We start from the raw sequence: 12802 nt of genomic DNA on the forward strand, positions 1-12802 counted from the left end.
ACTATCACTGCACAGAAGGATGGTTACTGATTTACGTCTTTTACATATTTGTCCACATCTTTAAGAAATGCATCGACGGCTTCTTCTTTTGTTGCCCACGAAGTCACGAGCCTTACGGATGACTGATCCTCATCAATCTTCGACCAGATGTAAAAAGCGTAGTTTTTCCGCAGCTCATCAATAAGTGCATTGGGAAAGATGGGGAAAATCTGGTTCGACGGGGACTGCGTCAGGAAGCTGAACCCGGCTTTTTCAATGCCGTTGCACAGTTTTTCGGCCATATGGTTGGCATGTGCGGCAAGGTCAAAATACAGGCTGTCACGAAACAGTTCCAGAAACTGAATACCGATCAGCCTGCCTTTGGCGAGCATCGCCCCCTTCTGCTTGATCATATAGCGGAAGTCTTCTTTTAAGTCGGGATTGACGATCACGAGTGCTTCGCCAAGCAGTGCCCCGTTTTTCGTCCCGCCAATATAGAAGGCGTCGGTCAGTTGCGGCAGATCGCTCAGCCGCAGATCGTTTCCCTTCGCAGTAAGGGCGGAACCGAGACGCGCTCCATCCAGATAAAGGAGCAGATGATGGGCAGTGCAGAAATCGTGCAGCGCTTCGAGTTCCTTTTTCTTATAAATGGCGCCCACTTCCGTTGTGTCGGAGATATAGACGAGTTTTGGCTTCACCATATGCTCATCTTCATGGATTTCCAGAACTTTCCTGATATCCGCAGGGGTCAGCTTCCCGCCATCATCTGACGGAGCGATCACAACTTTATGACCGGTTGCTTCAATCGCTCCTGTCTCATGAACATTAATATGACCGCTTTTCGCTGCAATGGCTGCTTCATGCGGACGGAGAAAGGCGGATATCGCCGTTAAATTGACCTGGGTCCCTCCAGTCAGGAAATGAATCGCTGCGTCGTCCCGGCCGAGCCGCTTCTTCAGCTGACTGATCGCCTGCTGCGAGTAAACATCCTCCCCGTAGCCTTCGCTCTGTTCCAGATTCGTTGCGGTTAATGCTTCGAGAATGCTTGGATGCGCGCCTTCACTATAATCATTTTTGAAACTGTACATGCCCTTCCTCCATCTCAGCTGTTCATTTTTTCATAGACTCTATGATGAGATCAGTGGATCCGGTCTCCATGCTTATCCCCCATAATAAAAACCGGTTTCCTTCATCGTCAGCGGATCGCCTTCACGATGTACGCCGGCATTGATCACTTCGCCGATATAGATGAAATGATCGCCTTTTTCGATACGATCTGTGACTTTACATTCAAAATAACTGAGTGCATCCTTAAAAATCGGACATCCGGTTTCCCGGGTATAGAATTCATAACCGGCCAGTTTGTGCTCTTCCGGTTCAAGCGCTTTGAAAAAGGCCATGACCATATTCTTCTGCCCTGTCTCGAGTATGTTCACGGTGAACACACTGGATGCGGCAATCTGCTGCTGCGACCGGCTGCCAGCTTTGGCAGCAAGCGCAACCAGCGGCGGTTCGAACGAGGTCTGGGTCAGCCAGTTTCCGGCAAAGGCGTTCACCCCGCTGTCATCTTTTGTCCCAATCAGATACAGCCCGTATGTAATGCCGCGCAGCGCCAGCTTTTTTGCTTTTTTATCCATTTTCAATCTCCCCTCTGATCTATTTTCACTATTTCGTCATATTCACAGTTTATTATAGGTCAATCTCCTGTGCCAATTCCAGTGTCCGGCTGCGGTTTCTCATCAGATTTTCATCTGTTTTTCATCGTTTTCTTTGACAAATTTCGTACACTGAACATGCATCCTGATCGCTCTGTTGGTACCTGTAAGCGATTTTCCAGTAAAATGACTGTAGATCGTCAGATCAGGAGGGGAAGCGGTTGAACAAACACATTCTGATTGTTGAAGATGAGGAAAAAATTGCCCGTGTGATCCAGCTGGAACTGGAGCACGAAGGCTATTCCGTTGAAAAAGTCAAAACCGGAGAAAGGGCTCTGGAAGAGTTTCAGAACGGCGGCTGGGATCTGATTCTGCTGGACGTCATGATCCCGCAACTGAACGGCATGGAAGTGCTGCGGCGTATTCGCGCGAAAGATAAACGCTTACCGGTGATTCTGGTCACGGCGAGAGATTCCGTGATCGATAAGGTCAGCGGGCTCGACCAGGGGGCGAACGATTACATTACCAAGCCGTTTGTGATTGAAGAATTGCTGGCACGTATCCGGGCCTGCCTGAGGACCCTCCACACGAATCAGGAAGAAGATGAAATCCTGAAAGTCAGTGACCTCACGCTCAATCCGTCAACACGGGAAGTCCTGCGTGGTGACCAGTCCGTTGAGCTTACGCCACGTGAATTTGATCTGCTGCTTTTCCTGATCAGGCACCACAGGCAGGTTCTTAATCGGGAGCAGATTTTGCAGCACGTCTGGGGTTATGCGTATTACGGGGACACCAATGTCGTTGACGTTTATATTCGTTATCTGAGGAAAAAAGTGGATGCGGGGTTCGACGCGCCTCTGATCCATACGGTACGCGGTATCGGCTACGTTCTGAAGGAGTAATGTGATGAAGCTGAAAACAAGGATTCAGGTGCTCACCACCGGACTGGTTCTGATCACCCTGCTTGTGACAAACCTGGCCATTTATCTGCTTTTTTACACCATGACCGTCCACGGCGAACAGGATCGGGTCGCCCGGCAGGCGGGCAACATCATGATCACGCTGAATGCAGAAAACGCCGCGCAGGTGGACCCGGAGCACCTGATCCGCGGCTATCTGCCTGAAGACGGCATGATCCGCCTGGTGACCAGGGCTGCAAAAGTGAAAATTGCGGCTGCAACCGATTCTTCCTATAACCGGGTTCCAACTGTTTTTCACGATCGAGAGACGAAGCGCACGGAGGAGATTGGAGGCAAACTTTCTGTCATCGCCTCTGTTCCGATGATCTGGCGCGACGGATCCATTGTCAGTCTCGAGGTCATCCAGAACATCGATGCCATCCGCCGAAACATGAACCTGCTGAAGATTGTACTCGCCCTGACCTCTCTGATCATCCTGATTCCAATTCTTTTCACCACTCAGATGCTGAGCCGGCTGATTCTCAATCCGATTCATGCCATGATCCGGACAATGGAGAAAATTCAGCAGGGGGACCAGATGCAGAAAATCAAATGGAAAAACAAATCAAAAGATGAGCTGCAGCAGCTGGCAGATACCTTTAACCGGATGATTGACCGACTGGAGCACAGTTTTGAAAAACAAAAGCAGTTTGTCTCAGATGCCTCACATGAACTGAAAACTCCGCTGACCGTCGTCGAAAGTTACGCTGCGCTGTTGAAACGCTGGGGCCGTGAAAAGCCGGACGTACTGGATGAAGCCATCCAGGCGATCCATTCGGAAGCCCTCCGGATGAAGTCCCTGATCGGACAGATGCTGCTGCTTGCACAGAGTGATGATGAATGGACCCTTGACGTGACGCGGGTCGATATCATCCGGCTCGCAGATGAAACGGGACGGCAGATGGGAAAGGTATACGATCGACACATCCGGACGATCTCCACGTTTACCAGCCTGCCTTGCGACATGGATGTGGCGAAAATCCGCCAGCTGCTCGTGATCTTACTCGACAACGCCATCAAGTACAGCAAAGAGTCGATCACCATCCGGATTGGGACTGACGATAATTCCCTTGAAATCAGAGTGGAAGACCGTGGCACAGGTATTCCTGAAAAAGATCAGGAGAAAGTGTTCGACCGCTTTTTCCGTGTAGATAAAGTGCGCAGCCGGGAAACCGGTGGATCAGGACTCGGTCTGGCCATTGCACGGCATATTGTTTCCGCCCATAAAGGCCGGATGAAACTGCAAAGTGTCGAAGGAATCGGGACGTGTGTCATTGTCCTTCTGCCACTTCACAGGGAGTTGAATAAATGAAGAAGAAAAAAGCAGGGTGGATCGCCGGCCTGACCGCTTGCATCCTGATTATTGCGGCCGGTTTTGCATTGGCCATGGATTATGGGGAACGGATTCCTGAAGACCGGATCACAAGCGCCGCCGTTGAACGATATGGTGGAAAAATCCTTTCAGTCGGGCTGAAGAATGAAAATGGACGTGAGGTGTACATCATGCTTCTCAGGCATCCGCGCGGGGAGTACCAGCTAGCGCTTGACGCCGAAACCGGAAGTACTGTGGCTTTGAAAAAAACAAAGAACGCCTCATCTGTCGCACCCGCGCCTGAGACGATCACCGAAAAACAGGCAGGATCCATTGCGACAAAGCGAACCGGTGGAGCCATTCTGTCTGTTGAAAAAGGTGAACTGGAGGGCCGGGCGGTCTACACTGTCCGGACCCGCTCAGGCAGTAACACCACCGAACTGAAGATTGGTGCGGCAGACGGAGCCGTTATAAGCGAACAGGCGCTGCCTGCCCCGGAGCAGAAAAAACCAAAGACTGTGATCAGTGAACAGGAAGCACGAACGCTCGCACTAAAAAAAGTGAAAGGAACCGTCATCCGGTCCCGCCTTGAAGAAAATGATGATCAATATGAATATCAGGTAACCATTCAATCCGGTAAGGGGACGGCAGATGTCTATGTCCATGCCTACAGTGGGAAAACCTCGATCAGCTGGAATGATGACGACGCAGATGATGAAACGGATGAAAGTGAAAATGAACAGGATGAAAATGAAATCGACGAAGAAGATTGATCCTGATATAAGTCTCCACTTTCTCATCATTTTCTCATCTTACGCTCGCTTTCCATTAATCTCCTCTGACTAAGATAAAAATGTACCAGAAAACAAGGAGGAAATGGAAATGAAAAAAATTCTGGCAGCATTGGCAATTCTCGGGGTATTCATTCTGGCAGGCACCACTTTCAGCTTACTTGCAAGTTCCCCGGATGTATCCCGGGCAGATGAAGCCGTCGTCTATACTGATGATGATCTGAAAGGCGACGACGGTCGTGCAGAAAATGACGTCGATCTGAAAGGCGACGATACCCGCGCTGAAAATGACGATGATCTGAAGGACGACAGCCGCGCAGAAAACGACGACGATCTGAAAGGCGATGACGGCCGCGTCGAAAATGATGACGATTCGAGAGATGATGATGCTAAAAAGCAGACGCAGAGGACGCCGGAAACTGATGTCATCTCTGCTGATCAGGCGGCAGAAGCGGCTGTGAAAGCAATCCCCGGGAAGGTTACCGAACTGGACCGGGACAGTGATGACGGAAAAGTGGAATATGAAGTCGAGATTGGCGACAGGAACCACCACGAAAAAGAAGTCACTGTAGACGGCAAAACCGGAAAAGTAACCGCTGAACGTGATGATGACGACAATGATGACGATGACAGAGAGAGCGCTGAAGATGATGATGAAGGCGAGCATGATGATGACGGTGAACACGACGATGACGAAGATGATGAAGAGGATTAAAGTGAAAAATCAATCAGTGGGGCTTTCTTCATCCCCCACTGATTTTGTTCGTTAAACCCATCGGGCTGCTACGGGCAGTGATCCCCACCGGGGCCTGTTCGTTTCCCTTCATAACCCTGAGGGGGAACTGCCCGTTCATGCGGGATATGTTTTTGCCCGGCCGATTGCGGAAGTTGCGCAGAAAGCAGGCCCGGCACTACTGCCAGGCGGCTCTATACATTAGGCGGAAAAATTCCGCTTAACTTAAGTAAAAAGGATAACAGCGAGCTGCAATAGACGGAGGAATTCCGCCTATTATCTCAAATGCCATAAAAAGGGGGGCTTATTCATTGCCTAATCGGAAATCTTCCGCTTATTAGACTTCGAAACCCGTTCTATTTTGCATTTAAGCGGAAAATCTCCTCTTATTAAGCAGAAGGATTATATTTACAGGCACGAGATTTCGGCCGGAAGGAAATTTTCATTAACAGCGGATAACGTCCCCCCCTGCCGCCACGGATCTGCGCGTCCGGATTATTTTTGCTTTTCGATGCATGATAAGGCTAAAGAGACACGCGGGAGGGGTGGATGATGAATCGTTTTTTATATCTGGCCGCTATGCTGAGCTATATAGCCGCCACACTCCTCCCCGCCTCTGATTTTCCGGACACTGCGGTCTCCGTACTCTGCCTGCTTGCCGTTCTCACCAGTCTGCCTGCCGTCCGTGGACCTGTCTTGTTTTTCGGGCTCGGTTTTCTCGCTGGCGGCATCCTTCTTCTGGCCCGTTCCGGTATCACGCCAGCAGCGTACGTCACCTCATTTGGAGACATGATCCAGATGGTCACCCTTTTTGCCTTCATTCCGATCCTCACCTTTCCTGTCCGTTTTGGCGATTATGCGGAACAGATCCGTCACCTGGTCAGAAAGAGGCTCCGCGGAACAAACAGTCTGTATCTACTGACCTCGGCAGCTGCTTATCTCTTCAGCTCATTTATGAATCTTGCCGCGCTCCCGCTCACTTATGATACCATTGCCCGCTCCGCAGGGGATTATCCGATCGGGAAAAAGAAACGTTTTCTGACCCGGGCCATCACACATGGCTACGCGATGCCGCTTGTCTGGAGTCCGCTGACGCCGATCGTCGGCACCGTTCTTGATCTGACCGGTACTGAATATGCGCCTGTGCTGCCTTACCTGATTGGGCTCAGTGCCGCCGGGCTGACTCTGGACTGGCTGACGGCAGGTTTGATACTCAGACGGGCCGAATCCGGACCCGTAAGAAATACCCGAACAGAAGTTGCAGCTGCCCGGGCGTTGCGTGATCGTCCGTACCGACTGATTCACATTCCCGTGGCGCTGATCATTCTGAACGGGCTGATTATCCTTCTTGATCAATGGTTGAAACAGAGCTTCCTTTTCCTTGTCACCTTGCTGGTTCTGCCTTTTTCCGGCATCTGGTGCCTGCTGATCAGGCGGGGAGCGCTCTTCTTCCCGGCTGTCCGGCATCATTTCAACACCTGGCTGCCGAAAATGGTCCATCCGTTCTTTATCTTTCTGTCCGCGGGATTCTTCATCACCACACTTCACGTTTCCGGAGCAGATGCGACCCTGACTGAATGGGTGGCCATCGTCATCCGCCGGACAGATCTGCGCGTTTTTCTGGTGGTTCTGCCGCTGATCCCGTTCGCCCTGGCTTTTCTCGGGCTGCATCCGGCGGTCAGTCTCGCCCTGATAGCCGGTTCTGTTCACTCCGGTTCTTTTTTTCACACACCTGTTGTCATCACCGTGGCCATGCTCGGCAGCGCGGTTCCGGCTTTTCTGATGGGACCTTATAATGCGACTCTCAGTATGATGTCCGGAATCGTTGATGAAAAGCCGTTCACCCTGTCGAAGTGGAACTTCTCCTTTACGTGGCGTTATCTCGTGATGCTGACCGTGATGATTCAACTGCTCTATACGCTGTTATGATTTGGAAAAAATACGGGTGAGTTCTCCCCTCACCCGTCCATTTTACTTCTTGTCATAGGTCCCGATATGTTTCAGCGCTTCTTCGACGATGCTCATGTCTACAGCATCCTCCATATTCACCTTGCCGACAATTGCTCCTCTGTCCTGATAAAACTGGTACTGATCAGCAATATTTTCAACCCGCAGCCGTCCATCCGGATCAAGGCCCGTCACCGCGACTTGCTTCCACTGTTCTTTATCATCCAGCGGCGTATATTCCGTCATGATGTCGATGATCTGATTGAGGTTTTCACCTTTTTTTACAAAAGCATCATTATAATCCCGAAGCGCCTGAATATAGGCTGCCATAAAGCGAACCGCAACATCGCGCCGGTCAGAGGCAAATTCCGGTGAAGCCAGCACCATGGCGATCTGGGCATCCGGGGCAAAATCCGTCGCATCACCGAGCCGGACATGAATCCCGTCGCTGACGCCTTTCGTGATCTCCGGCTCAATCTGCAGCGCCGCATCAATCGATCCGTTGGCAATCGCCGAAAGCATATTGCCGAAGTCCGGCATCAGCACAAATGTGACATCCTTCCGCGTCAGCCCGGCACTTTCCAGCATTTTCTGATAGATGTAGTCATCCACCGCATTTTCTGTGGAAACAGCTACTTTCTTTCCCTTCAGATCCTGATAATCTTTAATCTCATCCTGCTTATCCTTGCCAATGACGAAACTGAAATAGGCATTTCCCGGGAGATTATGTCCTTTGTCGCCAATCATCTTCACATTGATGCCCTGAGCGATGGAATTAAAGAAGGAAGCCGAAGAAATACCGCCGGCAATATCGATTTTACCTGAAGCCAGTGCCGGAAGCATATCATCGCTGTTTGTAAAAGTGGTAAAAGAGACGTCAATGTTATAAGCATCAAAGTAGCCCAGCTTCTCCGCAATATAAAATCCTGCCCCTGAGGCCGACCCGTCTTCGGCAATCACGACTTTTGCCCGCTCTTTAAGCGGCGCGAGATCCCCCGGCAGATCGACTTTTTTTGCCGGCTTATCGTCAGTCTGATCACTCCCGCATGCTACAAGAAAAATCAGTGTGAGAATGAAAAATCCCTTCAGCCATCTGGACATCTTTACATATCCTCCTTATTTTTTGCCGTGCGGGAAGCCGTGACTTCCTGCCGCAAATGATGGTGAATCTTCACAAACAGCTTCGCCATGCCACTGTCCGCGCGCACCTTTTCAATGGTCCGCGGACGACCGAGACGGACATCGACAGACTCTGTTATCGTCCCCGGCTGGGCCGACATCAGTTCCATCCGGTCGCTCAGAAGCAGTGCTTCATCGATGTTATGCGTGATAAAGACAATGGTTTTTTTCGTCTCCGCCCATATAGTGAGCAGTTCCTCCTGCAGTATGATCTTATTCTGTTCATCAAGTGAGGCAAAGGGTTCATCCATCAACAAAATTTCCGGGTCATTGGCAAAAGCCCGGGCGATTGATACCCGCTGCTTCATTCCGCCGGACAATTCTTTCGGATATAGACGGGCGGACTCGCTCAGACCGGTCTTTTCCAGATATTCCTCCACACGGGAGCGGACGACCGATCCTGGGGCACCGCGGACTTTCAGCCCAAATGCCACATTTTCCCACACCGTCATCCAGGGAATGACCCCGTTTTCCTGAAAAACCATCGACTGAAGCGGGCGGTCTCTGGAACCGGGCCGGATCGTAAAAGAGCCTGAACTCGGCTTTTCCAGGCCGGCCAGGATACGCAGTAATGTCGATTTACCACAGCCGGACGGTCCAAGCAGGCAGACAAATTCCCCCTCCCGTACCTGGAGGGTGACATGGCGCAATGCAGCCGTACTGCCTCCCTTCTTATAAAAAACTTTTGAAACATCATCGACAGTGATTTTTACATCTGACATGGCATCTCTCCTCCTCTTACTGCCACGGGACCATTCTGCTCTGCAGGGCGCGGACGCCAAGCGAAAACAGGTAGCCGAAGAAAGAGATCAGAACGAGACCAACGTACATTTCCTTCATGACAAATGCACTGTACGAGGTCCAGATCAGGTAACCAATACCTGACGTGGCGCCGACCATTTCGGCGGCAACGATCGTCAGAAGGGCGATCGCCTGCCCCATCTGAATCCCTTCGAACATGACAGGCAGTGCGCCGGGCAATGCAATTTTCAGCATATAGTCCTTACCTGTTGCTCCGAAATTTCTTGCGACATCCATGTAGATGCTGTCAATGCCCATCACCCCCGCCGCTGAATTGATCACGACAGGAAAAAAGACACTTGTTGCAATAGTGATCACTTTCGATACTTCACCAATCCCGAACAGGATGATGAAAATCGGAAGCAGGGCAATGGTCGGAATCGGCATCAGACTCATGACAATCGGCTGCACAAACAGTTTTACCGGCTTATAAAGACCCATGAACAGACCGATGATGATGCCCGGAATGACGCCGAGGAAAAAACCGCCGGCGATCCGCAGCAGACTGATTGTTAAATGGTTAAACAGTTCGCCGGATGCCATCAGAGCGATAAAGGTACCGATAATTTCAGTCGGCGGCGGAAAGAAACGGGCGTCGACAAGATTTGTTCGTGAGAGTATTTCCCAGATCATCAAGAGGAAAACGGGTGAGGCAATCGTCAGCGATTGCTTCAGCCGTCCTCTCCGCCTGCGTCTGCGCCATTCTTCGCGCTCACCCTCAATCATTTTTGCATCCTGTTCACTCATGGTTTCAATCCTGCCGGTCTCCTTTTCCAAGTGAACCACACCTCGATTTATCTGATCATTTATATATATAAAGAAAGGCTGAAAAACAGAAGTGGACAAAATTCACCTTTGTTTTTCGACCGGACACGCCATGCGGGCTGCCTGAATCGTGTGTACTCAACTTTTTATATTCTTCAGTAGAATCAAAGGTGAAAAATAAGGAAGCTCTGATCTATGTGGCCATGACAGCGGTCACTCAAACTTTTTTGCCTGTGTGATTTAGATTTGTTAAAGAATCGATAAAATGAAAGCAAATAAAATCAGGGATACCTGTATGGTGAAGGTATCCCTGATTTTTGTATAATGCGTGAGTTTTAAGCAGTTTTCATGGTAAAAAAAACTGTTATATCGGTGGTTCATCGCTTGCTTCAATTTCTGCCTCCTGACCTTGCCGGCACGGGTGCCCCTTTCCTTCTTATCATTCTGGTATTCATTTTCCATACACGGCCGACAGATTCCTGGCGAGTTTATCTTTCATTTTTCCGTGTTTTTCCATGTTGAACTGTTTGTCTGCGTCAGACCAGTTGGAGGCATCATAAAGCCACACCGGCTTTTTTCTTTGCTCTTCTTTTTCCCACGCATACCGGGGAAAAATATGGGCGTGCAAAAGCGCGTCAGTATTGCCCAGGATCTCGTAATTGACACGTATCGGATGACAGACATCGATGATGACGTCTCCGATCAGGCTCATATCCGTTAGAAACTGTGAACGTTCAGAGACTGATAAATCATTCAGGCTGAACACTTCTTTTTTCGGAAGCAGGACACAATAGCCGGGCAGAAACTGCGTATCGCCAATGACCGCGTAGCCGCTTTTCATTTCAGCCAGAACCATCGGATTCGTTCCGTTTCTTGCTGATTCAATTCTGTTTTCTCTCCAGTTCATGGCTGTCACCTCCGGCAGCTGTTTTCTTCAGTCTGTTACAGTTCGATCCAGTAGCGCTGAGTGATCCGTTCTTTATGTTGTCTCTCGTTTTCAAGAATACCACCATTATTAATGATTGTTTTCGCCGAACCCGTATTCTTCTTATCACAAGTGATGAGCACACGTGTGAGTTGAAGGTTGCGTGCTTTATCAAGTGCCATGGCCAGCATCAGGGTTGCGTAGCCCTTATGCCGTTCCAAAGGGCGAATGCCATAGCCTATGTGCCCGCCGAATTCAAGTAAAGCATCATTCAGTTCATGGCGCAACTGCACCGCTCCGTAAAGGCGCATGTAATCGTCCGCTAAAAAGTATAAGGTCGCCGGAACCCAGCCACGCCTGCGCACAGCATCGGTTTTTCCCTCTTCCAGGCCCGCAAGGAATTGCGGCCAGGTATGACTTTCTTTGTCCGAAGCCTCCGGAACTATCCTTTCCCCGTACTCTTTCCATTCCGACAAGTAATCATTATAATTGTCTTCAAGTTCTGGCATCAGTTCAACTAATGTAAATACTTAGATCACCCCCGATACCTGTGCGGGCTTCAGCAGCCAGCACCATTGATTTTTCAATCATGCTTCGTCTGTACCCATTCAAAAACTTCACAGACACATGGTATGTTTTCGGTAAACGTCCGCCCGGCTTCAGCATATTCCTGTTTGAAAAAGGCTTCATGGACACGGCGCCAATATGCCAGCGTGCGATCCCCTTCCCCTTCGTGCCAGGCATGCTCCCAGGTGACTAAGCGATAGGGAACAGTTTCTACAACAACGGTTCGGGTCATCGCTACCGGGTCACCGCTGCCATCAAGAATCATGTTGAACTCTCCCACTTGCGGAAGGGGTTCGCCTTTTTCATAGAGTTCACGGGCTGAAGTTGTTGCTGTTTTTAACCCTTTAACGACCAGATCAGCCAGTTTATCAGCCATTTCAGGTGTATTGCCAAACGCCCAGGCCTGATAGTTGTTATGCGTGATCCCCTGTCTCTTTTTAAAATCGTTCCAGAAAGCCTGAATTGCTTTATCGTTCGTCATGGATATATGCTCCTCCGATTGGGTAAATTCTACTGATTTTTGTTCCCTCTTCCTATGTAAACAAGACCATTTGAACAATGTCCATTCATTGTCCTGTAAACAACCTTTTCATATACTAAATCCTCAAAACCGTCTGTCCAGCTTTTTACACGTTCATCATTATGATGCCGCAGGATCGCACCATCCGGTAATTCGAAGACGCCATACGCCCCATATTTTTGTTCGTACCTCTTATACCGCATGACATTTCGCTCATCGTTATTTATTATTAGCCGAGAACACTCGTGACTTCAGTCATGAGATGAATCGGCGTATCTTTTCAATACTGTAATCACTAAATTGTTAAATGATCTTTTTTGTTCTTCGGCTATTTGTTCCAACTCTTTCTTTAAGTCTTTCTCAATGGTCAATAGTGTTCTTGTTTTGTTACTTGCTATCGTACTCATATCATTTCACCTCGTGACTATAATAACATTTAATCATAATATTTACAAGATAATGACATTATGATATATTATAGTTAAAGAAAAGAGGTGAAACAACAATGGTATTAAAAGGTTTAAAGTTAAGAATATATCCTAACAAAGAACAAAAACTTAAAATTAAATTAAACTTTGGCTACAACCGTTTTGTGTGGAATCAGATGTTAAACATGATGATTGAACGATACCACAACAATCCCGACTCTTCTTTCCTTAACGCTTTTGC

At 49.2% G+C, this 12802-nt stretch carries 16 protein-coding genes; 6 read left to right on the forward strand and 10 right to left on the reverse strand.

Features of this window, described 5'->3' with window-relative positions; genetic code table 11:
* Positions 1 to 23 precede the first annotated feature (23 nt).
* Positions 24 to 1067, reverse strand: coding sequence for a threonine aldolase family protein (locus EWH91_RS07935; RefSeq protein ID WP_129929497.1), 1044 nt, complete (start codon positions 1065 to 1067; stop codon positions 24 to 26).
* Between the two features lie 72 nt (positions 1068 to 1139).
* Positions 1140 to 1616, reverse strand: coding sequence for a flavin reductase family protein (locus tag EWH91_RS07940; RefSeq protein WP_129929498.1), 477 nt, complete (start codon positions 1614 to 1616; stop codon positions 1140 to 1142).
* A 239-nt stretch (positions 1617 to 1855) separates the two neighbouring features.
* On the opposite strand from EWH91_RS07940, the gene EWH91_RS07945 reads away from it, so the two are divergent.
* The 5 genes from EWH91_RS07945 (at position 1856) to EWH91_RS07965 (ending at position 7358) form a co-directional block, all read left to right on the forward strand.
* The gene (locus EWH91_RS07945; protein ID WP_129929499.1) at positions 1856 to 2536 is read left to right on the forward strand and encodes a response regulator transcription factor; all 681 of its coding nucleotides are present in this window, start codon (positions 1856 to 1858) and stop codon (positions 2534 to 2536) included.
* A 4-nt stretch (positions 2537 to 2540) separates the two neighbouring features.
* Complete coding sequence (locus EWH91_RS07950; RefSeq protein WP_129929500.1) at positions 2541 to 3905, forward strand: sensor histidine kinase; 1365 nt, start codon at positions 2541 to 2543, stop codon at positions 3903 to 3905.
* On the forward strand, positions 3902 to 4678 hold the full coding sequence (locus tag EWH91_RS07955; RefSeq protein ID WP_129929501.1) for a PepSY domain-containing protein: 777 nt from the start codon (positions 3902 to 3904) through the stop codon (positions 4676 to 4678). Before EWH91_RS07950 ends, EWH91_RS07955 begins: the two co-directional genes overlap by 4 nt.
* Positions 4679 to 4787: 109 nt before the next feature.
* On the forward strand, positions 4788 to 5411 hold the full coding sequence (locus tag EWH91_RS07960; protein ID WP_165364277.1) for a PepSY domain-containing protein: 624 nt from the start codon (positions 4788 to 4790) through the stop codon (positions 5409 to 5411).
* A 570-nt stretch (positions 5412 to 5981) separates the two neighbouring features.
* Positions 5982 to 7358, forward strand: a complete 1377-nt coding sequence (locus tag EWH91_RS07965; protein WP_129929503.1) for a hypothetical protein — start codon at positions 5982 to 5984, stop codon at positions 7356 to 7358.
* A gap of 42 nt (positions 7359 to 7400) precedes the next feature.
* Here EWH91_RS07965 and EWH91_RS07970 read toward each other — a convergent pair whose 3' ends face one another.
* The 8 genes from EWH91_RS07970 to EWH91_RS08005 form a co-directional block, all read right to left on the reverse strand.
* Positions 7401 to 8477: an ABC transporter substrate-binding protein gene (locus EWH91_RS07970; protein ID WP_129929504.1), complete on the reverse strand. Its 1077-nt coding sequence runs from the start codon at positions 8475 to 8477 to the stop codon at positions 7401 to 7403.
* A gap of 2 nt (positions 8478 to 8479) precedes the next feature.
* On the reverse strand, positions 8480 to 9277 hold the full coding sequence (locus EWH91_RS07975; protein ID WP_129929505.1) for an ABC transporter ATP-binding protein: 798 nt from the start codon (positions 9275 to 9277) through the stop codon (positions 8480 to 8482).
* A 16-nt stretch (positions 9278 to 9293) separates the two neighbouring features.
* A complete protein-coding gene (locus tag EWH91_RS07980; protein ID WP_129929506.1) occupies positions 9294 to 10103 on the reverse strand; it encodes an ABC transporter permease in 810 nt (269 codons plus the stop codon).
* Between the two features lie 469 nt (positions 10104 to 10572).
* Entirely contained in the window at positions 10573 to 11028 is a 456-nt protein-coding gene (locus EWH91_RS07985; protein WP_129929507.1) for an HIT family protein, read from the reverse strand.
* Between the two features lie 35 nt (positions 11029 to 11063).
* Positions 11064 to 11555 (reverse strand): GNAT family N-acetyltransferase, encoded by a 492-nt coding sequence (locus EWH91_RS07990; protein ID WP_129929508.1) that lies wholly within the window; start codon positions 11553 to 11555, stop codon positions 11064 to 11066.
* A 74-nt stretch (positions 11556 to 11629) separates the two neighbouring features.
* Entirely contained in the window at positions 11630 to 12094 is a 465-nt protein-coding gene (locus EWH91_RS07995) for an ASCH domain-containing protein (RefSeq protein ID WP_129929509.1), read from the reverse strand.
* 29 nt (positions 12095 to 12123) lie between these two features.
* Positions 12124 to 12336 carry a hypothetical protein gene (locus tag EWH91_RS08000; RefSeq protein WP_206184309.1) on the reverse strand — a complete coding sequence of 71 codons (213 nt, stop codon included), beginning with the start codon at positions 12334 to 12336 and terminating at the stop codon, positions 12124 to 12126.
* Positions 12337 to 12384: 48 nt separating this feature from the next.
* Positions 12385 to 12540: a DNA-binding protein gene (locus EWH91_RS08005; RefSeq protein WP_129929510.1), complete on the reverse strand. Its 156-nt coding sequence runs from the start codon at positions 12538 to 12540 to the stop codon at positions 12385 to 12387.
* 98 nt (positions 12541 to 12638) lie between these two features.
* Between EWH91_RS08005 and EWH91_RS15005 the strand changes: the two genes are divergently transcribed.
* The coding region (locus EWH91_RS15005; RefSeq protein ID WP_165364278.1) for a helix-turn-helix domain-containing protein at positions 12639 to 12802 on the forward strand (164 nt) is incomplete at its 3' end.

The sequence above is a fragment of the Sporolactobacillus sp. THM19-2 genome (assembly GCF_004153195.1).
Lineage (GTDB): Bacteria > Bacillota > Bacilli > Bacillales > Sporolactobacillaceae > Sporolactobacillus.